At 57.2% G+C, this 21,087-nt stretch carries 21 protein-coding genes; 10 read left to right on the top strand and 11 right to left on the bottom strand.

Going from position 1 to position 21,087, the window contains the following annotated elements:
* Positions 1–8: 8 nt before the first annotated feature.
* Together BM035_RS07995 and BM035_RS08000 are read right to left on the bottom strand one after the other, a co-directional pair.
* Positions 9–989: an NADPH:quinone oxidoreductase family protein gene (locus BM035_RS07995; protein ID WP_008174060.1), complete on the bottom strand. Its 981-nt coding sequence runs from the start codon at positions 987–989 to the stop codon at positions 9–11.
* Positions 990–1,135: 146 nt separating this feature from the next.
* Positions 1,136–1,702, bottom strand: a complete 567-nt coding sequence (locus BM035_RS08000; RefSeq protein ID WP_008174059.1) for a BLUF domain-containing protein — start codon at positions 1,700–1,702, stop codon at positions 1,136–1,138.
* A 193-nt stretch (positions 1,703–1,895) separates the two neighbouring features.
* Between BM035_RS08000 and BM035_RS08005 the strand changes: the two genes are divergently transcribed.
* From BM035_RS08005 to BM035_RS08025, 5 genes are all read left to right on the top strand, one after another.
* Positions 1,896–2,513 carry a trimeric intracellular cation channel family protein gene (locus BM035_RS08005; RefSeq protein ID WP_008174057.1) on the top strand — a complete coding sequence of 206 codons (618 nt, stop codon included), beginning with the start codon at positions 1,896–1,898 and terminating at the stop codon, positions 2,511–2,513.
* Between the two features lie 151 nt (positions 2,514–2,664).
* Entirely contained in the window at positions 2,665–3,963 is a 1,299-nt protein-coding gene (locus tag BM035_RS08010; protein WP_008174056.1) for an NCS2 family permease, read from the top strand.
* 30 nt (positions 3,964–3,993) lie between these two features.
* A complete protein-coding gene (locus tag BM035_RS08015; protein WP_008174054.1) occupies positions 3,994–4,536 on the top strand; it encodes an adenine phosphoribosyltransferase in 543 nt (180 codons plus the stop codon).
* 23 nt (positions 4,537–4,559) lie between these two features.
* Complete coding sequence (locus tag BM035_RS08020; RefSeq protein ID WP_008174051.1) at positions 4,560–5,222, top strand: fumarylacetoacetate hydrolase family protein; 663 nt, start codon at positions 4,560–4,562, stop codon at positions 5,220–5,222.
* A gap of 49 nt (positions 5,223–5,271) precedes the next feature.
* On the top strand, positions 5,272–6,579 hold the full coding sequence (locus BM035_RS08025; RefSeq protein WP_008174049.1) for an ABC1 kinase family protein: 1,308 nt from the start codon (positions 5,272–5,274) through the stop codon (positions 6,577–6,579).
* 3 nt (positions 6,580–6,582) lie between these two features.
* On the opposite strand, the gene BM035_RS08030 is transcribed toward BM035_RS08025, so the two are convergent.
* A complete protein-coding gene (locus BM035_RS08030; RefSeq protein WP_008174047.1) occupies positions 6,583–7,260 on the bottom strand; it encodes an SIR2 family NAD-dependent protein deacylase in 678 nt (225 codons plus the stop codon).
* Complete coding sequence (locus BM035_RS08035) at positions 7,260–8,663, bottom strand: FAD-binding oxidoreductase (protein ID WP_092031069.1); 1,404 nt, start codon at positions 8,661–8,663, stop codon at positions 7,260–7,262. The genes BM035_RS08030 and BM035_RS08035 overlap by 1 nt, the downstream gene beginning before the upstream one ends.
* 190 nt (positions 8,664–8,853) lie before the next feature.
* Here BM035_RS08035 and serA point away from each other — a divergent pair, with 190 nt between their 5' ends.
* Entirely contained in the window at positions 8,854–10,083 is a 1,230-nt protein-coding gene (gene serA, locus BM035_RS08040) for a phosphoglycerate dehydrogenase (RefSeq protein ID WP_008174043.1), read from the top strand.
* 66 nt (positions 10,084–10,149) lie between these two features.
* Here serA and BM035_RS08045 read toward each other — a convergent pair whose 3' ends face one another.
* Together BM035_RS08045 and BM035_RS08050 are read right to left on the bottom strand one after the other, a co-directional pair.
* Positions 10,150–10,797 (bottom strand): OmpA family protein, encoded by a 648-nt coding sequence (locus BM035_RS08045; RefSeq protein WP_227497835.1) that lies wholly within the window; start codon positions 10,795–10,797, stop codon positions 10,150–10,152.
* Positions 10,798–10,844: 47 nt separating this feature from the next.
* Positions 10,845–11,852: an alpha/beta hydrolase gene (locus BM035_RS08050; RefSeq protein WP_008174039.1), complete on the bottom strand. Its 1,008-nt coding sequence runs from the start codon at positions 11,850–11,852 to the stop codon at positions 10,845–10,847.
* A 94-nt stretch (positions 11,853–11,946) separates the two neighbouring features.
* Between BM035_RS08050 and BM035_RS08055 the strand changes: the two genes are divergently transcribed.
* Positions 11,947–12,840 carry an alpha/beta hydrolase gene (locus BM035_RS08055; RefSeq protein WP_092031043.1) on the top strand — a complete coding sequence of 298 codons (894 nt, stop codon included), beginning with the start codon at positions 11,947–11,949 and terminating at the stop codon, positions 12,838–12,840.
* On the opposite strand, the gene BM035_RS08060 is transcribed toward BM035_RS08055, so the two are convergent.
* Together BM035_RS08060 and BM035_RS08065 are read right to left on the bottom strand one after the other, a co-directional pair.
* A complete protein-coding gene (locus tag BM035_RS08060) occupies positions 12,818–13,072 on the bottom strand; it encodes a GIY-YIG nuclease family protein (protein ID WP_014577843.1) in 255 nt (84 codons plus the stop codon). The two genes, BM035_RS08055 and BM035_RS08060, sit on opposite strands and share 23 nt — an antisense overlap.
* A gap of 13 nt (positions 13,073–13,085) precedes the next feature.
* Complete coding sequence (locus BM035_RS08065) at positions 13,086–13,991, bottom strand: DMT family transporter (protein ID WP_053112741.1); 906 nt, start codon at positions 13,989–13,991, stop codon at positions 13,086–13,088.
* Between the two features lie 171 nt (positions 13,992–14,162).
* Here BM035_RS08065 and BM035_RS08070 point away from each other — a divergent pair, with 171 nt between their 5' ends.
* Positions 14,163–15,266 (top strand): TRAP transporter substrate-binding protein, encoded by a 1,104-nt coding sequence (locus tag BM035_RS08070; RefSeq protein ID WP_008174031.1) that lies wholly within the window; start codon positions 14,163–14,165, stop codon positions 15,264–15,266.
* On the opposite strand, the gene BM035_RS08075 is transcribed toward BM035_RS08070, so the two are convergent.
* From BM035_RS08075 to BM035_RS08085, 3 genes are read right to left on the bottom strand one after another with little or no spacing between them, the layout of a single operon-like run.
* Positions 15,240–16,043 (bottom strand): mechanosensitive ion channel family protein, encoded by an 804-nt coding sequence (locus BM035_RS08075; RefSeq protein ID WP_008174028.1) that lies wholly within the window; start codon positions 16,041–16,043, stop codon positions 15,240–15,242. The genes BM035_RS08070 and BM035_RS08075 overlap by 27 nt on opposite strands.
* Positions 16,044–16,053: 10 nt before the next feature.
* Entirely contained in the window at positions 16,054–17,322 is a 1,269-nt protein-coding gene (locus tag BM035_RS08080; protein WP_241956150.1) for a hypothetical protein, read from the bottom strand.
* A 32-nt stretch (positions 17,323–17,354) separates the two neighbouring features.
* The gene (locus tag BM035_RS08085; protein WP_092031045.1) at positions 17,355–18,194 is read right to left on the bottom strand and encodes a 23S rRNA (adenine(2030)-N(6))-methyltransferase RlmJ; all 840 of its coding nucleotides are present in this window, start codon (positions 18,192–18,194) and stop codon (positions 17,355–17,357) included.
* Between the two features lie 193 nt (positions 18,195–18,387).
* Between BM035_RS08085 and BM035_RS08090 the strand changes: the two genes are divergently transcribed.
* The gene (locus tag BM035_RS08090; RefSeq protein ID WP_092031047.1) at positions 18,388–19,674 is read left to right on the top strand and encodes an imelysin family protein; all 1,287 of its coding nucleotides are present in this window, start codon (positions 18,388–18,390) and stop codon (positions 19,672–19,674) included.
* 2 nt (positions 19,675–19,676) lie between these two features.
* Positions 19,677–21,083 carry a di-heme oxidoreductase family protein gene (locus BM035_RS08095; RefSeq protein WP_053112746.1) on the top strand — a complete coding sequence of 469 codons (1,407 nt, stop codon included), beginning with the start codon at positions 19,677–19,679 and terminating at the stop codon, positions 21,081–21,083.
* The last annotated feature ends 4 nt before the right edge of the window (positions 21,084–21,087 follow it).

Consider the following 21,087-nt stretch of genomic DNA (forward strand, 5'->3'; position numbering starts at 1 on the left):
GATAAAACTCAGGAGCCGACTTTAAGCACAACCTTGCCAGTCGCTTTGCGTTCAGTAAGGGCTCCAAGGGCAGAGGCGTAATCCTCGAAGTCATAGACGGCACTGATCTTCGGATCAATCTTGCCCTCGGCATAGAGCTTCATCAGCTCCATCATGTTCTGGGCGCTGGCTTCCGGCTCGCGTTGAGTGAAACTGCCCCAGAATACGCCAACAACGGAACAACCTTTCAGAAGAGTCAAATTTGCCGGGATTTTCGGAATCTCGCCGGCCGCGAAGCCGATGATCAGGTGGCGGCCATTCCAGGCCATGGCGCGGAGAGCCTGTTCGGTGAAGTCACCGCCTACGGGGTCGTAGATGACATCCACGCCTTTGCTGTGAGTAAGCTTCTTCACCGCGTCTTTAAGAGGCTCTTCGGCATAATTGATAAGCTCATCGGCGCCAGCTTCCTTGGCAACCGCTAGCTTTTCCGCCGAACTGGCGGCTGCAATAACCTTTGCGCCCATGGCCTTGCCGAGCTCAACCGTTGCCAGGCCCACGCCACCGCTGGCGCCCAGAACCAGAAGCGATTCGCCAGGCTGAAGGTTGCCGCGCTGCTTGAGGGCATAATAGGAAGTCCCATAAACCATGGTGAAGGCCGCAGCCTTCTCGTCGGACATGCCATCGGGGACGGGGAGAAGATTCTGCTCCGGCACGATGACTTCTTCGGCAAAGGCGCCATAACCTGTCAGCCCAGCAACACGGTCGCCTACCTTGAAGCGGGTTACCTTGTCGCCAACCTCGATAACCTCACCCGCCATTTCGCCACCCGGGGAAAAAGGCAGGCTTGGCTTCAACTGATATTTGTTCTCGATGATGAGGGTGTCCGGAAAATTCAGGCCGGCGGCTTTAACGCGCACTTTGACACCGCGGCCTTTCACTTCGGGGCTGGGAACTTCTTCGATGACCAGCTTCTCGGCCGGACCATATTCCTTGCAGAGGATGGCTTTCATGAGTGCTCCGTTTTTGTTCGATCGGATTCCAGGCGACAGGCGCCTGTGATTGTTATCCGTCAAGCTAAACAGAGTCTTAACATGAAGCAAATAAAGTTCTTTTATCTAAGCGCATAAGCGGCGCTTATTTCTCAGAGCGAGTCCATTCAGAGCATGGTCCCGCCGATCACGAGAGCGCCAACCAGAACCACCCCGGCCACAATCAGGCCAGTTTTCATTCCTGAGGACAGCACCTGAGGCGCGTCGCCGACAGATTTAGGATCATCACGGGTAGACAGATTCTGTTCCTGGCTGGAGTTGCGAACGAGCTCGATCATTTTCTCGCACTGTTCAGAGGTGAACGCGGCCGGATCAAAGGATTCAAGTCCCTGATCATCCAGAAATGCCCGAACGTCCCTCGAAAGCGGCACGTATTTCATGGACCAGTTACTGAACGTTCGGCTCTTCAGGGGCTCTTCTATCAAGGTGACGATGTTGCGGTGGCGGTCATCCTTCAGGATCCTGTCATACGTGCGACGGACGGCGTCCTCTTCACCTTCCAGATACTGGAAAAACCGGTCGTTTCCGTAGTAGAGGCCACCGACCAACTGGTCTTTGGCATTGTTCTTACGGGAGGTCATCAGAATTCGTGCAACGTGGGGTTCAACACCCTTTTCCACCGGTTTGGCTTCAAACGTGGCTTCACTGGCATAGGCCAGGCGCATCAGGGACATAGCAACTCCGTACAACAGGATACAGGTAAGTTGAATGCAAGATACGTTCAGAACTGTCGCTATGGATCACAGTCCGGAGGCCCGCGCTTCCTGACACCTATCTGGCCTCAGGTGAAAGCCATCCGCTTTTTCGCTATCCTGCGCGCTTCGACTTTAGGCATCCGGCCACTCCTGGCCTATCTCGGGGCTCGCCATGATCGACATCATCTACGTGCTTGAAATGGTTGGAATCGTCGCGTTTGCGATTTCCGGCATGATCGTGGCGCGCTCCAAAAATATGGATCCTGTGGGCGTATTTACCATCGGCTTCATCACGGCACTCGGGGGTGGCACCCTGCGCGACCTGATCATGGACAACCACCCTCTTTACTGGATCAAGCACGAAGAGCAACCGATGCTGATTCTGGCCATGGCGGTTGTCTTCAGTTATTGGAAAAAGGCTGAGCGGCTGCGGGAGTCAAGAATTGTGTTCCCCGACGCCATCGGACTCGGCGTTTTTTCCATCCTTGGCGCCCAACTGGCCCTGGATCTGGGACATTCCTGGTTTGTCGCTTCCCTGCTGGGAGTGATGACGGGCACCTTTGGCGGCGCCCTGCGGGATACCCTCTGTAACGAGGTCCCCTATATTTTTCGCAAAGACCAGATCTACGCCTCGATTTCATTTGCCGGATGCTGGCTGTACTTTGTCTGCCAGTGGTTCCTCGACAACGAGGTCCTGCCGCTGACCATTGGCCTGCTTTTTATCGTCATCGTGCGGATGTTGGCGGTCCGCTTCGATATCCGGCTCCAGCGTGACTCTCACAGCAACTAACGCCACATTCGCTTTGACGAACTGTCAATCATCCCTTGGCCTCAGGAGGCTGAGCCGGTAATATTGCCGTTTTTTCACGCAATTCAAGAATTCCGTCCAGACCAGACCCCCAAACACAAACTTTCAGCATCCTGTGAGGCAGACACCCGTCATGCTTGAACGACTGTTCCAACTCCAGGCCCACGGCACCACTGTTCGTAAAGAAGTGGTTGCGGGCATTACCACCTTCCTGACCATGGCGTACATCATCGTGGTCAACCCGAGCATCCTGTCATCGACCGGCATGGATTTCGGGGCTGTCTTTGTTGCTACCTGTCTTGCAGCCGTGATCGGCACCCTGATCATGGGGCTTTGGGCCAATTACCCGATCGCCATGGCACCAGGCATGGGGCTCAACGCCTTTTTCTCCTTCACGGTCGTCGGCAGCATGGGCTACAGCTGGCAGATAGCGCTCGGAGCGGTGTTCATTTCCGGCTTCCTGTTCTTCCTGCTGAGCATCTTCAAGGTGCGGGAATGGATCATCAACAGCATTCCCATGTCCCTGCGCTTCGGCATCTCCGCGGGCATTGGCTTCTTCCTGGCCCTGATCGCCCTGAAGAATGCCGGCATTGTTGTGGATCACCCCGCCACGCTTGTGGGGCTGGGTGAAGTGAAAGTGGCAGAGAGCCTGCTGTTTTTCGGCGGCTTCGTGCTGATTTGCGCACTGTCCTTCCGCCAGGTAACCGGCGCCGTCATGATTGGTATTATTGCGGTTACCGGCGTAGCCATGGCACTGGGAATGGTGGAGTACAACGGTCTGGTTTCAGCACCCCCGAGCATAGCGCCGACGTTCATGCAGCTGGACCTGGCGGGCGCCCTGAATATCGGCATGATCAGCGTGATCTTTGCGTTTCTGTTCGTCGATCTGTTCGATACATCCGGCACCCTGATCGGCGCCGCACAGCGCGGTGGCCTCCTCGACAAGGACGGCAAACTGCCGCGCCTCGGCCGGGCCCTGATGTCGGACTCGGTTGCGACCATGTCCGGTGCTGCCCTCGGTACCTCAACCACCACCAGCTACATCGAATCCACCGCGGGCATCTCCGCCGGCGGCCGAACCGGCCTGACCGCTGTCGTGGTTGCCGCGCTGTTTCTTGCTTGTTTGCTGCTGTCACCGATCGCCAGCATCATCCCTGCCTACGCCACCGCACCGGCACTGCTTTACGTGGCGGTTCTGATGGCCAGCGGCCTCAAACTGATTGATTGGGAGGATGTCACTGACGCGGCCCCGGCTGTTGTCACCGCCCTGATGATGCCTTTGACCTTCTCCATTGCCAACGGCATCGCCCTGGGATTCATCACCTACGCCATTCTGAAGGCACTCAGTGGCCGCTGGGCAGATCTGAACGCCAGTGTTGTTATCATTGCGGTTGTGTTTGTTCTGAAATTCATTTTCCTGGATGCGGCCTGATCCGCCTCCAGGGCATTAACCGGAACGTTTATGGATTATTTTTCTGAAAGCATCAAAAAGGCCATTCGCACGGTCCCGGACTGGCCAAAGCCGGGCGTGGCTTTTCGCGATATAACCACGGTACTGCAAGACAAGACTGCCTTCCGGAAACTGATTGATGCCTTCGTACACCGCTACCACGGCCACAAGATTGATGCCGTGGCAGCGGTGGATGCTCGCGGCTTTATCATTGGCTCGGCGCTGGCCTATGAGCTCAACGCCTCCCTGGTACTTGTCCGCAAGAAAGGCAAGCTGCCGTTCGATACGCTGGTGGAGGACTACGAGCTTGAATACGGTACTGCCTCCGTAGAGCTGCACAAGGACGCGTTCAAGCCGGGCGACAACGTGGTTCTGGTGGATGATCTGATTGCCACTGGCGGCACGATGCTCGCCGCGACCCGTCTGATCCGCAGGATTGGCGCGGAAATTGTGGAAGTGGCAGCCATGATTGATCTGCCCGATCTCGGCGGCTCCCGCAAGCTGCAGGACGAAGGCCTTCAGGTTTATACTGTTTGCTCGTTTGAAGGGGAATAATCAACAGCAATCAGGAGGCGACCATGCCGGATTACCAACACCACTGGAAGGATGGCACACCCGTCCATCTGCCACTGGGAAAGATCGTCTGCATTGGTCGCAACTACGCCGAGCATGCCCGGGAGCTCAATAACCCGGTGCCGGATGAACCGCTGCTGTTCATCAAACCCGCAACCTCGGCGGTGCATATCACCCGTCCCCTGGATTTTCCAAGAGACCAGGGGGCGGTTCACTTCGAGACCGAACTGGCGGTTCTGATCGGTCGCCCCTTGACCCGGGCTTCAGCCAGCGAAGCCAAATCCGCGATACTGGGCTACGGTCTGGCACTGGACCTGACTCTGCGGGATCTACAGGGCAAACTCAAAGAAAAAGGCCAGCCATGGGAAAGAGCGAAGGGGTTCGATGGTGCCTGTCCGCTTTCGCCGTTTGTCGCGGCCGATAAGTTTCCCGATGCCCCCATTCACTTCACAATGGACATTGATGGCAACCGCCAGCAAACCGGCGATACCGGCGATATGCTCAACCCCATCATTCCCCTGATCGCTCACATCAGCAGCCAGTTCACTCTGCTGCCCGGCGATGTGGTGCTGACAGGAACACCAAAAGGCGTGGGCCCGCTGGTTTCTGGCCAGACCCTGTCGCTTGAACTGGAAGACCTGCTGTTCGTGGAGACCAAAGTGGTTTAACGTGCAGGGCCGGCTAAACCCAAATCCGGTCAAAGGCGTACATCTGTTTATGGCAAAGAAACCGGTAACCTCCCGACGTGGTCGCTTCTTCAAACTCGCTGGCATGACTGCCTCTGTGGCAGGGCAATATGCCGGCCAGCGTGCGCGCCGCCTGTTCCGCTCAGAAAATGACGAGGGCGCGCAGAGCGAAAGCTACACACGCATGGCCGACCAGATCGCCGATACCCTGGGCGAGCTGAAAGGGGCGGTCATGAAAGTCGGGCAAATCGCTTCCCAGACCCAGGACTTTCTGCCCAAGGAATTCTCGGACGCGCTCGAGAAGCTTCAGAAAGAAGCCCCGCCCATGCCTTTTGAGGTCATCGTGGGGCAGATCGAATCGGAACTGGGCAAACCGGTCTCCGAGCTTTTCGAGTACCTGCAGGAGACACCCTACGCTGCGGCTTCCATCGGCCAGGTGCATCGCGCCAGACTCCACGATGGCACCGATGTTATTGTGAAAATCCAGTACCCCGGCGTGGACGAATCCTGCGATTCAGATCTCAAGCAACTGCGCATGGCACTGAGATTGGGCGGCCTGCTGAAAATGCCCAAGGAGTCGGTCGACCGGCTGTTCGCCGAAATCCGGGAGCGACTGAAAGAAGAACTGGATTACGAGAACGAAGCACGAAATATCGAACTCTTTCGGGAGTTTCACAAGGATCAGCCCTGGGTGCTCATCCCTTCCGTGGCGAAGAGCCACTCAACCCGACGTGTCCTGACGATGGAACTGGTTGAGGGAGATCACGTCAGCAAGGTTACGAGAGACCGGTACGACCAGGACACCATCAACCTGATAGGTCACCGGATCTTCATGCTCATGGCGGACCAGCTTTTCCGTTTCCAGTGCATCCATGGCGATCCCCACGCCGGCAACTTCGCCTACCGGCCTGATGGCTCCATCGTCATGTACGACTTCGGCTGCGTAAAGAAGCTGAAACCGGAAATCATCGCCGCCTACCGCAACGCCCTGGTTTCTGCCCTCGAGGAAGACTACGAAGCGCTTGACCGTCATCTGATTGACCTGGGCGCGCGTGTCGGAAGCCAGCCAGCCGTGGATGAAGCCTACTACGCTATGTGGCGGGACATTCTGGTGGTGCCCTTCGAGGATCGGGAGGTGCCCTATAACTTCGCAGAAGCCGACATCCACAAGCGCGTGGCCGAGAAAACCAGCACCGTGTTCAAATACCTCGACTACTTCAAGCCGCCGGTGGAAAGCATCTTTATCGACCGGATGATTGCCGGTCATTACTGGATGCTGAAGCGGCTGGGTGTTCAGGCTGCGTTCAGGGAAGAACTGGAAAGGTACCTGAAAGCCTGAACCCTACAGGTAATGGGCAACCCATTCGGCAACACCCTCGACGGCACCCTTGCGAATAAACCGGGCCCGTGACACTGACGCCGGCTCGCCCGGGTCAATCACGGTGATGGGGACATCTCTGTCCACTTCGTAAACCAGTCCTGCAGCCGGGTATACCTGCAGAGACGTTCCCACGATCAGCAGGTGATCGGCCGTGCGGACAACTTCTGCAGCCTTGTCCAGCATGGGCACTTCCTCGCCAAACCAGACAATATGAGGACGAAGCTGGGCGCCACGGTCGCAGGTGTCGCCAGGGTTAATATCACGATAACCGATGTCATAAACCAGCTCCGGATATTTTGAACTGCGCGCCTTGGTAAGCTCACCGTGAAGGTGAATGACGTTGCTCGCGCCACCCCGTTCGTGAAGATCGTCCACGTTCTGGGTGACCACGGTGACCCGGTAGCGCTGCTCAAGCTCCGCCAGCAGCTGATGGGCCCGGTTCGGCTGGGCAGAGGCGAGCTGGCGGCGTCGGTCATTGTAGAACCGCAGCACCAGCTCCTGATTGCGCGCAAACGCCTCGGGCGTAGCCACATCGTAGACGCTGTGCTGCTCCCACAACCCACCGTTGTCCCGGAAGGTGGAGAGACCGCTTTCGGCGCTTATGCCCGCGCCTGTCAGCACTACGATATGATCCTGCATCAGTCGAAAATCTTGCCCGGGTTCATGATTCCGTTGGGATCGAATACCTGCTTGATTCCCCTCAGGTAAGCGATTTCTGCCTCGCTACGGGTGTACTGCAGATAAGGCTTCTTGGTCATACCCACGCCGTGCTCGGCTGACACGCTGCCCTGATAGCGCTCGACAATCTCGAACACCCACTTGTTGACCTGTTGGCACTTCTCGAAGAAATCCTCGTTGGCCATGTCCTCTGGCTTGAGGATATTCAGGTGCAGGTTGCCATCGCCGATGTGCCCGAACCAGATAATCTCGAAATCCGGATAGTGCTCGGTGACCACGGCATCAATTTCCTGCAGGAAGCCCGGCACCTTGGATACGACCACGGAAATATCATTCTTGTAGGGCGTGCGGGGCGCGATGGACTCGGAAATGCGCTCGCGCAGCTGCCAGAGGTTCTGGGCCTGGGTTTCGCTCTGGCTGATCACGCCATCCAGCACCCACCCGTTCTCCACGCATTGTTCAAACAGAGCCATAGCATCGTCCATCACCTGATCGGAGACAGATTCGAACTCCAGCAGCGCATAATACGGCGCCTCGGTTTCAAACGGCGCCTGAACCTGACCGTGGGCCAGCACGTGTCCCATGGCTTGATGGGAGAAAAACTCGTAGGCGGTGAGATCAATCTTTTTCTGAAAAGTCTGCAGCACATCCATGGTGTTGGTCAGGTCATTCAGACCCAGCACCAGCACCGTCAGGTTATCCGGCTTCCGGGACAATTTCATGGTGGCTTCGGTAATAAAGCCCAGTGTGCCCTCAGCGCCGATAAACAGATGACGCAGATCGTAACCCGTGTTGTTCTTCTCCAGATCCTTGTTCAGATCCAGAATATCGCCCTTGCCGGTCACGACCTTGAGGCCGGCAACCCAGTCCCGGCTCATACCATAGCGAATTACCTTGATACCGCCGGCGTTGGTGGAGAGGTTGCCACCGAGCTGGCTGGAACCGGCGGAGGCAAAATCAACCGGATAGTAAAGACCGTTGTCTTCAGCACAATTCTGCAACTGCTCGGTCACAACACCGGCCTGACACCGAACCGTCCTGTCGCTGGCATTGAAGTCCAGAATCTGGTTCATGTTGTCGAACGCCACAACCACCTCACCATTGGCGGCCACAGCACCGCCACTCAGACCTGTCCGGCCGCCAGAGGGCACCAGTGCCACCTGATTCTCGTTGGCGAACTTCACCAGCGCCTGCACCTGCTCGGTGGTCTTGGGCAACGCGATCGCCAGGGGCTTGGGCGGGTAGATCTTGGTCCAGTCCTTGCCGTAGGTATCCAGATCTGCCGGGTCGGTCAGCACCTTGCCGGGCGCGTCGCCGGTGGCCATCAGGTCTTTGAGAGAAGCAATGATCTGTTCAGAATTCATGAATTTTTCGGTCTCGTCAGGTTTGGGCCGGAGCATCCTGCAACAGGAATCACAGACAGTTGATTCAGGCAAACCGGCGCGCTGTGAAAATCTTTGTTTATGGTATCATACCGCCCCTGTTCTGTGAGCCAGCCCTGACGATCACTGGCCACGGGTCATTTCACGTGACGAAAGGTTCGGAAGCAAGCCCATGTCAAATACGTCTCTTGAGAAGAGCAAAATCCGTATCCTGCTGCTGGAAGGCGTGCATCAATCTGCCATTGATACGCTGAATGCTGCGGGCTATACCAACATTGAGTACCTGTCTCACTCGCTGGCCGAGGAAGAGCTGATCGAGAAGATTGCCGATGCGCACTTCGTCGGCATCCGTTCCCGCACCCAGCTGACCGAGAAAGTATTTGAGGCCGCCAAGAAGCTGGTGGCTGTGGGTTGCTTCTGTATTGGCACCAACCAGGTGGATCTGCAGGCGGCCACCCGGCGCGGTATTGCCGTTTTCAATGCGCCTTTCTCCAACACCCGGAGCGTCGCGGAACTCGTTCTCGCCCAGGCCATTCTGCTCCTGCGCGGTGTCCCGGAGAAAAACGCCAAGGCCCATCGCGGCGAGTGGCTGAAATCCGCCAAGGACAGCTATGAAATCCGTGGCAAAAAACTGGGCATTATCGGCTACGGCAACATCGGCACCCAGTTCAGCGTCCTGGCCGAGGGCCTGGGCATGGATGTGTACTTCTACGATGTCGTCTCAAAACTGTCGATCGGCAACGCCACCCAGGTAGGTACGCTCCAGGAGCTGCTCAACATTGCCGATGTGGTCAGCCTGCACGTACCGGAAACCCCGGCCACCAAGTACATGTTCAAGGCCGAGCAGTTCGCCCAGATGAAACCCGGCAGCATTCTCATGAATGCCTCCCGCGGCACCGTGGTGGACATCGACGCCCTGGCCGATGCTCTGGGCAGCGGTAAACTGCTGGGTGCTGCCATTGACGTATTCCCGGTTGAGCCCAAATCCAACGACGAGGAATTTGTCTCTCCGCTGCGGGAGTTCGACAATGTCATCCTGACCCCGCATGTTGGCGGCTCCACCATCGAAGCCCAGGCAAACATCGGTCGGGAAGTGGCAGAAAAACTGGCCATGTACAGCGACAACGGCACGTCGGTTTCTTCCGTGAACTTCCCGGAAGTCGCTCTGCCGTCACACCCCAATCAGCACCGTCTGCTGCATATCCACGAGAACGTTCCCGGCGTGATGTCAGAGATCAACCAGGTGTTTTCAGAGAATGGCATCAACGTTTGCGGCCAGTATCTGCAGACCAAGGAAGACATCGGCTATGTTGTCGTCGACGTGAACAAAGAGTACGGCGAACTGGCGCAGGAAAAGCTGCTCAAAGTGAAAGGGACCATTCGCTGCCGCGTACTGTTCTGATTAACGGCCAGATATAAAAAAACCGGAGCCTGTGCTCCGGTTTTTTTATGGCTGCGAACGCCCTGCTTACTGCATGGGCACCAGCGTCAGCTCAACACGACGGTTCTGCTCACGGCCGGCCGCGGTATCATTTGAGGCAACCGGGTAGCGTTCGCCGTAGCCAACAGCACGGGTACGCTTCGGCTCAATACCCTGGTTCAGGAGGAAGTCACGCACGGATGAGGCGCGACGCTCACTGAGCAGCTGGTTGTAGCTGTCAGAGCCGGAGCTGTCGGTATGCCCCTCAATCTGGATGATGGTCTTGTCATACTCCTTCAGTACCAGAGCCACGGATTCCAGTGTTCCGCTGAATGACGGCTTGATGCTCGATTCATTCAGATCAAAGGTGATATTGCCTGGCATCACCAGTTCAATCTCATCGCCGTTGCGCACCACGCGAACACCAGTGCCCTCCAGCTTGCGACGCAGCTCGGCTTCCTGTTTGTCCATGTAGTAACCAACGCCACCGCCAATGGCCGCGCCGCTGGCCGCACCAATCAGGGCACCTTTTCCGCGGTCACTCTTGCTGGAGGTTGCCGCACCGATAGCCGCACCGCCAATAGCGCCGATGATGCTTCCCTTGGTCGCATTCGAAGTTTTCTCTTCACCGGTGTAGGGGTCGTAGGTCATACAACCGCCGAGACCGAAAGTTGCCACCATAAATACAAGAATCATCTTCTTCACAGCTTTCTCCTGTGCCTGGTTTCTTCAGCCAACCCGGTTTAACGGGTCTTTTCCGCCGAGTTCGTGAATGTATCAATAATGGTATTGAATACGGTTGCCTGCAAATCCTGAGCTTCGTTCACAAGATGATGACGTCCGTCAGGGATTTTCCGTTCCTCAACCGAGGAAAATTTATTCCGGATAATACGCAAATTGTGTTGCCAGTCGACTGTCAGATCCTTCTCACCTTGCACGACGGTCACCGGAAAGTCGACCGGCCGCGCAGATTCAATATGGGGGACCCATTTTCGGAGTGCACTCACCCAGTCGACATGCACTGCCCTCGCCTGAAGCGGGTCGTACTCCCGCAAGAACCTGAGGAAACGACCGTTGCCACTGTTCTCTGCAAATACCCTGCGCCAGCGGGAAATAAACGGCTTCACCATGCTATGCAGTATTTTTGCGCCCAACCAGCCGGCCGGCCTCACCAGGGGCGCCAGAAGCACCACTTTCCGGAAGTCGGAGGTTTGCTGGCTGTGATGGTTGGACAACAGATAATCAATCAGGATCGCTCCACCGGTGCTCTGCCCAACCGCGAACCAGGGCTGACGCAACTTGTCCCTGACCTGAGCCATCACGTCTGACAGAACGCCCTGATACTCAAGAAAACTGCCAATGGCTGCGGGCGTGCCGCTGGAAAGGCCATGGCCGGGCTGATCGTAGGCCAGCACATCAAACCCGGCTCCCAGGCACCGATCGATCAACTGACTGTACAACCCGACGTGGTCGAAATAGCCGTGCAGAATGAACACCGTGCCACGCTCTGTTGACTGGTCCGGCAATCGGAAATAATGCACCATGACTTCATGACCGCAGGCTTTGACGTAACCCTGATGATAAGCAACGTCCGGATGTTCCACCCAGAGATCCAGCCCATAAAAACGACAATAGGCCACCATTTCATCACTAAGATCACGCGAGCGGGTCGGGTCGAAGGGTTCGAGTCTGTCCAGGAGCGAGTGCCTGTCCCAATCCGGTATTTCTATGGTATCCGTTTTCCAGTACACGTAGAGTTAAACGCCTGTCATGAATGAGTTATCTATTTCGGGGTTTCAATCCTAACCTATAGCGGGCCTAACCCATAGCAGGGGAAAGACACAGATGTTGCAACACGTTTTAGAGAGTGCGTTGCGCCAGACCATGAACCGGCTGGTCAGACCGGTTCTCAACCCGGCGGTACCGGTGCCACTTCAGCGACGCATTGTTCGCCAGGCTTATCGGAGTTCGACACCACCGAGAGGCGCGAAATTCGAGAACATAACCATTGGGGGAGTGCCAGCAACCCGGACAACCTTCGGCAATGATCCCCGGGGCGCCGTTCTCTATCTCCACGGCGGAGGCTACATCATCGGGTCCTCGAGTACCCACCGTGGCATAACCGGGCATCTGGCGAAAACAACCGGCTGCGCCATCGTTACGCCGGATTACCGGCTGGCGCCCGAGTTTCCGTTTCCCGCTGCGCTGGATGATGCCGAAGCCTGCTGGAACGGGCTTCTGGAGGCTGGCCTGAAACCGGACCAGATTGCCGTCGCCGGCGATTCCGCTGGCGGGGGGCTCTCTGTTGCCCTGGCGATGCGACTGCGCGATAAGGGCCTGCAGCTTCCGGCATCGCTGACGGCGTTTTCACCCTGGATAGACCTCACCCAGGAGCAGCTTTATGCGCCGGAAATTGAGCCGGTACTTCAGGCCAGCTGGACCAGCAAGGCCGCCAGGCTTTACGCCGGAAAGGAACCCCTTACCAACCCGTTGATCTCGCCGATCTTCGGGGATTTAAGCGGCCTGCCACCCCTGTTGATCCAGGTAGGCAGCCAGGAAATCCTGCTGAACGACGCCGAACGGCTCGCCGAGGCCGCAAGCCGGAACGATGTGGAAACCCGCCTTGAGGTCTATAACAGTCTTTGGCACGTTTTCCAGGTACACAGTGGTCAGCTGGATCGAGCCACTGCCGCGCTGGAAACCGCAGGCGAACACATCAAACGTCATCTGGCAGACTGAGCTCGCCCCGGGCCAGGGCCTCTTTCCTGGGCCGGGGCCATTGTTTGATGCGCCACTCCAACCGTGAAGCCCGGCTTCTGTCTCCGGCTGGCGCGCTGAACACCAGTTCCAGTGGCCCCTTCCCCCTCAGACTACGCGCGCCCCGGGGAGCGCCTCCCTGATGTTCATTGAACCGCCGCTCAACGTCAGTGGTTATGCCGGTATAGAGCGAACCTCTGGCGGTTCGAACCATGTAGACAAACCAGTCAGCCAAGGTTCAGGGCCTCTTCCCGATCCTTCACTTTTTTCTGCTGAATCCATAGCCCCATCATGATCAGAACCAGGCCAATGTATGTGGAGGGCAGGATATGCTCGCCCAGAATAAAGTAGATGAACACCAGCGAAAGGAACGGAGAGATAAAAATCAGGTTGCTGACTTTCGAAGTATTCTCCGCTTTTTTCATGGCATAGGACCAGAGCACGAAAGCGATACCCATCTCGAACACGCCTACATAGAGCGCTGCAACCAGCGACGTGCCCGGGGCAAAACTGAGCCCCTCTGTCCACCAGCAAATGAGCAGAATCACCGGCAATCCACATAGGAAATTCAGGAACAGGCCAACCACCGGATCCCGGGTATCCCGTGTGGCGATAATCCAGTAGGACGCCCAGACCACTGTGCTTCCGAGGGCGAGAGAAACGCCAAGTGGATCCTCGAAGCTCAGCGAAGTGACAGCCCCGCGGGTGGCAATCACCACGACCCCGGCATAACAGATCAGGCCCGCGACAATATCCAGTTTGCGTAGCCGGTGCCCCAGAAAGGGTACCGACATATAGGCCAGCACCAGAGCCCAGGTGTAGTTCAGCGGTTGCGCTTCCTGGGCGGGCAGTCGGTCAAAGGCACCGAACAACAGGAAATAGTACAGACAGGGATTGATCAGCCCCATGCCAAAAGACTGGGCATACTGTTTGCGACTGAGCGAGAACACCAGGTGCCAGCGCCCCTGAAGCATCAGGATGACGGCCATCACAACCACCGACGCACTGCACGCAATCAGCAGCATCTGAACGGGCGCGAGCTCTCTGAGCGAGAGCTTGAACGCGGTTGCCACGGTAGACCACAACAGCACCGTGCCAAGGCCATAGAGCATCGCCTGCTTCTGGTTTGTCATTCCCGGCCTCCTGCCCAACACTGAAACTCCATGAACTGTCTCCTATATGCACTTGATCGTCTGGGTCGACAGTGTAATTCAATCCAACCCCGTAACCCACGGCAGTGCGCATTCTTGTGTTACCTTGTATGGCAATATCAACCAAGGATCGAGAAAACTGGAGTTCCCGTTATGCCCACCGTCCGTTTCAGGTTCTGGCCATTGAGCCTGGCATTGGCCATTGCACTGACCGGTTGTTCAGACAGCCAGACCAGCGGTGAGGACGAGACCGCCGATGTCCCGGAACCCCCCGATTACCCGGTTACCTGGCGTTTTGCCCTTGAGGAGATCGAGGGTAGCGTTCAGCATGCTTATGCCGAAGCGTTGAAGGAACGGATTGAGGAGCGTTCCGACGGCAGGATTGAAATCGATATTTTTCCCTACGGTTCTCTGGGAACCTCGGCACAGCTTACTGAACTGGTTCGCAATGGTTCCATAAGCCTGGCGTTCGCCTCCCCCGGGCATCTTGCCAACACCATCCCCGAAGTCGGTCTCTTCACGCTGCACTATGTTCTTCCGGACGACGCCGACGTTACACGAGAGATTCTGGCCAGCGCAGAATTGCTCGAATTGTTTGAATCACCCTATGCCAACCAGAACATGAAACTGCTGGGTTTCGTGCCTGAAGGCTGGATGGCCTGGACAGCTAACAAGGCGCTGCGGTCGCCGGAAGACTTCACCGGACAGCGAATCCGAACCATGACCTCCGACATGGCGGAAGAAACCTTCCGGGCCTATGGTGCCGAGCCCAGCCAGATCCCCTATTCCCAGGTATACAGTGACCTGCAGCTGCGCAAGATCGATGGCCAGAGCAATCCGGTTTTCGCCATCGAGGAAATGGATTTCTACGAAGTGCAGACCACCATGACCCTGGCGCGACCGGCCCAGTTCGTCGCTTCAGTGGTCTCGAATCTTGAGTGGTACGACGCCTTGCCCGAAAACCAGCAACAATGGCTCGACAACGGACTCAAGGACGTCGCGCAGATCGCCTGGGAGACTCAGGAGGAGCTAAATCAGACCCGGCTCGAGCAGATGCTGGAAGGGGGCCACATGAAAGTGGTCCGCCTGACCGATTCAGAACGCGAGGCGTTTCGGGAAGCCAGCATGCCGGTGCGTGACATTTACCTCGAGCGCACCGGTGAAAGCGGGCAGCGTATTCTCGGCAGGTTGAATCAATTGATTGAGCAAACGGAAACCCGCAAGCAAAGCTCAGGGGTTTCCGGTGACGGGGACTGAGACAAACCTGACGCCCTCTGAAGCCAACGCACTTGCGCCCTTTGCAGTGAGCTCGGAAATAAACCGGAACTGATCCTTCAACTCGATCGGGTATGCCTTCAGCCGATAACACATGCCCCAGGGTTTGTTGGAGACCACCACCACGACAGGCCGGAACGTGCGGGTAAGAGGACAGGTGTAGGCCACATCCCGCAAGAGCGCCATAACCCGGCTGACGTCATGGTGGGGTTCAAGGTTGAACTCCGCCACGCACATCAGGTTATCCGTTCCGTTGTTGGCGTTGGCAATGAGGGACGCCCAGAGTTTGCCGTGGGGTATCACCACCACGGTATCATCCGGCGTAACAAGTTCCGCGGCTCTGGTGCCAATCGAACGGACCTCTCCGTACTGCCCGTCCACCTCGATCCAGTCGCCGGGCCGATACGGCATTTCGTAGAGGGTTACGATTCCGGCAATCAGGCTGTTCGCGTAATCCTTGAAGGCAAACCCGAGAGCCAGTCCCAGGGCTCCGAAAATGGCAACCATGTTCTCGAACGAAGGTTCCACCAGGATCGGAACCACAACGATGATGGTCACCACGATAATGATCAATCGCAGCAAGGGCACCGACGCCAGGATATAAAACCGGGGCTTGCCCCCGAGTTTCACTGCGATTCTCGGAAACAGCTTCTGTATTACGATGATCAGGCCCGTCGCCAGCAGCACAACCATCAACGATTCCAGCAACGCTTCCGACGTGATCGCTGAAAACGCCTCCCGAATGCCAAGATCACCCATCACTCATCTCCTAGAAAGTGTCGACCGGAAATCCCCAGCTCTGCAAATGCCGACGAATCGAGGGGTATCCCTGAGCGGTGACTTGCCAGCGACCACCAGATGACTGCTGCTCAATCAGATCCGCGCGGGCCAGACGTGCCAGCACAAACCCTGCCTCATGTTCCGCGACCCCTGTTACCAACTGCAGATGAGAGGCGTCCAGTCCATCGTGCAACAGCAGGGCGTGCAATAGCAGGCCAATGTTGTCGCCCTGGCTCTGGGGGACCGCTGGCAAACCCAGTTGATCAAAAGGGATAACCCAGGCCCGGGTGACTGAACCGCCGTCTGAAGAACCCGGGCCGGATTCCTCCGTGCCCGCCTCTTCTTCAGGGCGGTCTCTCAGCGCGCGTCGCCATATAGCCAGCGCAACACCGGGATTACCTCTTGCTACTGAGGCGAGATCCCGGAGAAAGCCACTGTGTTTGCGCTTTTTCCCGTCATTTCCTTCCGTCATCGGCAATACCCATAGGCCATCGTCTGCCATTCGGGCCGTGATTGAGTAATCACTATCACCGGCAGCAAGGGATTCAAACCATTCACCAAGTTCGACTGCTGCCATCGGCGCAGGTGTCATCGGCGAAAAGTGCGCATCCCTGAAGTAAGAGGACCAGAATTGCCAACACCAGCTCGAGCAACCAATAGCGCCAGGAGCAGTGCCTCCCGCGGCAACCCGACGGAGTAATTCCCGAACCAGAGCCAGTCCGGACAGATGGCGCAGCCAGAAATCAGCCAGTTCCGGAATCACCCACGGCCTGGAAAGATCCTGCGTGTCCCACCACTCCCTGGCGCCCTGTTCATCAAGAAGCAGATTCTCGGGTGGCAGGATCAGCGACCACCGGCCCGCCTCGCCCTCTTGCTGCAATTCAAGCTCGGGAAAACACTCAAGGGCAGAACGAATACCTGAGAACGGTGGAGCCACCAGTAACGCAACTCTCTTGCCGGAATCATGGTTTAGCCCAAGCTCTTCAAGGGCCCTTGAGAGCACTTCCGCCAGCACGCTTGGATCTGGCCGGGGTGCAAAGGATTCGAGCCGGGCGGCTGAAAGTTCGGGAAGGTTATCGAGGCTTTCAAACACTTCCTTTTCTGCAACCACGCCCGCCCGAATCTGGGCCAGGGCATGGCGCAACGCATCTTTGAGTGAACGTCTCACGGACGTTTCAGGCACTTTCCACTGCTCAACCGGAATCAGGCCGCCGGGCATCCACACGGATCCTGCCTTGTTTACTGGCTTATCCTTCAACCTCGTTGCTCCCTTGCTTGCCGTCCTTTCAATTACTCAGGAACCAGCCAACCAATATCGTGAGACAAATTCAAAACGTCCGACCCGGCAACATCGCTCATCATTGCGGCAAACCGGGAGTCAAAACCCCAGGGTGGGTTTACCACCAGCATGCCCGATCCGACCATACCTCGCTCCGGCGGATTATTCAGATGCACCTCACTGCAGAGTATCTTGCGCGCATCAGTGCCCCTGACCGCATCTTTCAACTGTTCCTGCAGGCCACTGGTCAGTATCGGGTACCAGACAAGAAAAATGCCATGACGGCACTTATGCCATGCTTTCCCCAAAGTTTGCGCCACTTCAATGTAGTCGGTTTTGACCTCGTAAGAGGGATCAATCAGCGTCAGCAGGCGCGGCTGTCTGGGAGGCAACTGTCTTAGCAGACCTGCCAGGCCGTCCTGTCTGAGCACCCGAATCGGAGCCTCGGAAGCCCATTCCGCCAGTTGCTCGCCCTCAGATGGATGCAGTTCAAACAGCGTCAGCGCATCTCCATCCCGTAGAAAATGCTGAAACCACGCAGGAGAACCGGGGTAAACGGACAGTTCACCACCGCCGGCATTGAATCCTTTCAGCACGTCCAGAAACGGCTTCCAGTCCCCGGACAGCAACCGATCTCTGGCGCCCCAAAGTCTCTGAACTCCGTGGTCGGCTTCTCCAGTCTTGCGGGCCCGCTCACTTCGCAGGTCGTATATGGCACTGCCGGCATGGGTATCGAAACAGGCAATACCGGAGGCCTTCGCCCGCATCATGGTCTGGACCAGTGCCAGGGCTCCATGTTTCTGGACATCGGCGAAATTGCCGGCGTGGAAGGCGTGCAAATAACTCAACATACAAGAATAGCTCCCTGGTGACGGGGCCATTAAGCCCGATCACGGTTGCCCGGGGCAAGAGCACAATCGTCAAACCTGATCGATCGAGTCCGTTTCCCGCTTGCGTTTCGATAAAACGGAACTCATAATATTTAACGCGAATATTTCTCATTATTACTACTATTAACAGAACTTGGGAAAAGGAATGACGTCCATGTTTCGTCCAGCACCCCTGGCATTGACAGTAACCGCTCTGCTCACTGCAGGCTGCGCTAATCATCCCTGGTCCACCAAGGACTATCAGCCAGCAACCAAAGACTCAGTGGTCGATCACTACGCCGATCTGGCTCATGCCAACTACGAAGATGCCCTGATCACCGCCCGCGCGCTGGACGAAGCAACTGACCGCTTGATCGCCAATCCGACCGAAGCCAATCTGGCGACCGCAAAAGAAGCCTGGCTGGCAGCTAGGGTTCCTTATCAGCAAACAGAAGTGTTCCGGTTCGGCAATGCTATTGTCGATGACTGGGAAGGCCAGCTGAACGCCTGGCCGCTTGATGAAGGCCTGATCGATTATGTGAAGGCAGACGGGTACCAGCACGAGCTGGGCAACGCCGGTGCCACCGCAAACATCATCGCAAGCAACAGGATCAATGTGGGTGGTGAGACACTGAATGTGGCATCTCTTTCCCCTGCACTGCTCGCAGATCTGAACGAAGTTGGCGGCTCTGAAGCCAACGTTGCTACCGGCTACCACGCGGTTGAATTCCTGCTTTGGGGTCAGGATCTCCACGGTTTTGAAAGCGGCGCCGGTGAGCGTCCGGTCACGGATTACGCGAAGGGCGCTGATTGCACCAATGGCAATTGTGAGCGTCGTGGCGAATACCTGGATGCGGTAACAGACCTTCTGGTATCCGACCTCGAGTGGATGGTGGCCCAGTGGGCGCCGGGCGACAGTGACAACTACCGGGCGCAATTGACCGCTGCAGACGCCAATCAGGGTGTTCAGAAAATGCTGTTCGGCATGGGTTCACTGTCTCTGGGCGAGCTGGCCGGCGAGCGAATGAAGGTTGCTCTGGAAGCCAACTCCTATGAGGACGAGCACGACTGCTTCAGCGACAATACCCACAATTCGCACTACTACAACGGCCAGGGTATCCAGAACGTCTACACGGGTACCTATCGTCGCGTGGATGGCAGCCTGGTGACCGGCCCTTCCCTGTCTGATCTGGTTCAGCAGAGCGACCCAGAGCTGGACGCGCGTCTTAACAACCAGCTGGACGCCTCCATGGAAGCCCTGGCGCTAATGAAGGCCCGCGCGGAGAGCAGCGAAAATCCCATGGCTTTTGACACCATGATTGCACCCGGGAATGCCGAGGGCACTCGTATCGTCAACGGCGCTATCATGGCGCTGGTCGCACAGACCGGTTCCATTGAGCAGGCTGCGCGCGACCTGGGCATTGAAGCCCTGTCTCCCGATGATGCCGGCCACGCGTCCTGAGCATGATGAAACCGCTTGCCTTAATCGGGGCGCTGGCGATCGCCAGCGCCCACGTTTGTGCCCAGACTCACGAGGGCTATCCGATCCAGACATCTCCGGCCTCTGGTGGTGAGGGCACCGTACAACAGTCAGACACCAATGCCTACTCGCTTCCCCAGGGCAATCTGTCCATGACCAAACGTCTGGACTTCAGTGTCGGCAACAGTTTCTTCCGGAACCCCTGGGTCGAAGCCCCGGCAAGCACTGACGCCCGTGACGGCCTGGGCCCGCTGTTCAATACCAACTCCTGCCAGGGATGTCATATCAAGGATGGTCGCGGACACCCACCCGGTGTCGACGAGCCGCCGGTCTCCCTGTTTTTGAGACTGGCAGTCCCTGCTGATCCGGAGCTGGACGCGGACATTCTGCGCAAACACGGTTTTAAACCGGCGCCAGTATATGGCAGCCAGCTCCAGACAGCCGCGCTTCCTGCAGCCAAACCAGAGGCTGATTTGATCGTCGAATGGACGCCAGTGAAGGAAACACTCGCGGATGGGACGGTGGTGGAACTGCGCAAGCCCGTGTACCGCATTGAGAACCCAAATTATGGGCCACTGCCCGAGGACCTTCTGGTATCGCCCCGGGTAGCACCGCAGATGATCGGAATGGGTCTGCTGGAAGCCATCCCCATCGAAGATTTGCAAGCCCTCCAAGACACTGATGATGCGGACGGAAACGGCATCTCCGGAAAGCTTAACCAGGTCTGGGATCTGGCAACGGAACAGACAGTGCCCGGTCGATTCGGCTGGAAGGCAGCCGAGCCCGATGTCCACCAGCAAAGCATGGGTGCGTTCGCCGGAGATATGGGACTGACCTCTACTCTGAAACCTAAAACCGACTGCATGCCCGAGCAGAATTGTGAGCGGTTTACCCATGGCGGTGAACCGGAAGTAAGCGACAAGGTCGCCAACTTCGTGACCTTCTACGCCAAGAGTCTGGCAATACCCGCGCGTCGAGATATTGAGTCTGAATCCGTCCGGCAGGGAGCAAGGCTGTTCAACGAAAGTGGCTGCGCTGGCTGCCATACGCCGAGACATCAGACCGGCGAGGTTGCCGATCGCCCGGACCTTAGCAATCAGACTATCTGGCCCTATTCGGATCTGTTGCTGCACGACATGGGTCCTGCCCTGGCCGACGGCCGCGATGAATTCCTGGCCAATGGCAATGAATGGCGAACCCCGCCGCTCTGGGGCATTGGCCTGGCCCAAGTGGTGAATCCGCAAGCCGGGTTCCTGCACGACGGCCGCGCCCGAACTCTGGAAGAAGCCGTGCTCTGGCACGGTGGCGAGGCTCAGGCGGCCGCCGACCGATACCGCCAGATGTCGCCCGAAGATCGATCCGCTCTGATCGATTTCCTGAATTCACTCTGAGGAT

The organism is Marinobacter sp. DSM 26671 (assembly GCF_900112835.1).
GTDB lineage: Bacteria > Pseudomonadota > Gammaproteobacteria > Pseudomonadales > Oleiphilaceae > Marinobacter > Marinobacter flavimaris.

Bases quoted from the DNA above. Each gene is read 5' to 3' on its own strand.
- BM035_RS08075 (WP_008174028.1), bottom strand. From the start codon at position 16,043: ATGGGTGATCTTGGCATTCGGGAGGCGTTTTCAGCGATCACGTCGGAA.
- BM035_RS08085 (WP_092031045.1), bottom strand. From the start codon at position 18,194: ATGTTGAGTTATTTGCACGCCTTCCACGCCGGCAATTTCGCCGATGTC.
- BM035_RS08035 (WP_092031069.1), bottom strand. From the start codon at position 8,663: ATGAATTCTGAACAGATCATTGCTTCTCTCAAAGACCTGATGGCCACC.
- BM035_RS08065 (WP_053112741.1), bottom strand. From the start codon at position 13,991: ATGACAAACCAGAAGCAGGCGATGCTCTATGGCCTTGGCACGGTGCTG.
- BM035_RS08090 (WP_092031047.1), top strand. From the start codon at position 18,388: ATGTTTCGTCCAGCACCCCTGGCATTGACAGTAACCGCTCTGCTCACT.
- BM035_RS08010 (WP_008174056.1), top strand. From the start codon at position 2,665: ATGCTTGAACGACTGTTCCAACTCCAGGCCCACGGCACCACTGTTCGT.
- BM035_RS08000 (WP_008174059.1), bottom strand. From the start codon at position 1,702: ATGTCCCTGATGCGCCTGGCCTATGCCAGTGAAGCCACGTTTGAAGCC.
- BM035_RS08015 (WP_008174054.1), top strand. From the start codon at position 3,994: ATGGATTATTTTTCTGAAAGCATCAAAAAGGCCATTCGCACGGTCCCG.
- serA (WP_008174043.1), top strand. From the start codon at position 8,854: ATGTCAAATACGTCTCTTGAGAAGAGCAAAATCCGTATCCTGCTGCTG.
- BM035_RS08045 (WP_227497835.1), bottom strand. From the start codon at position 10,797: ATGATTCTTGTATTTATGGTGGCAACTTTCGGTCTCGGCGGTTGTATG.
- BM035_RS08070 (WP_008174031.1), top strand. From the start codon at position 14,163: ATGCCCACCGTCCGTTTCAGGTTCTGGCCATTGAGCCTGGCATTGGCC.
- BM035_RS08055 (WP_092031043.1), top strand. From the start codon at position 11,947: ATGTTGCAACACGTTTTAGAGAGTGCGTTGCGCCAGACCATGAACCGG.
- BM035_RS07995 (WP_008174060.1), bottom strand. From the start codon at position 989: ATGAAAGCCATCCTCTGCAAGGAATATGGTCCGGCCGAGAAGCTGGTC.
- BM035_RS08020 (WP_008174051.1), top strand. From the start codon at position 4,560: ATGCCGGATTACCAACACCACTGGAAGGATGGCACACCCGTCCATCTG.
- BM035_RS08030 (WP_008174047.1), bottom strand. From the start codon at position 7,260: ATGCAGGATCATATCGTAGTGCTGACAGGCGCGGGCATAAGCGCCGAA.
- BM035_RS08005 (WP_008174057.1), top strand. From the start codon at position 1,896: ATGATCGACATCATCTACGTGCTTGAAATGGTTGGAATCGTCGCGTTT.
- BM035_RS08060 (WP_014577843.1), bottom strand. From the start codon at position 13,072: ATGGTTCGAACCGCCAGAGGTTCGCTCTATACCGGCATAACCACTGAC.
- BM035_RS08025 (WP_008174049.1), top strand. From the start codon at position 5,272: ATGGCAAAGAAACCGGTAACCTCCCGACGTGGTCGCTTCTTCAAACTC.
- BM035_RS08095 (WP_053112746.1), top strand. From the start codon at position 19,677: ATGATGAAACCGCTTGCCTTAATCGGGGCGCTGGCGATCGCCAGCGCC.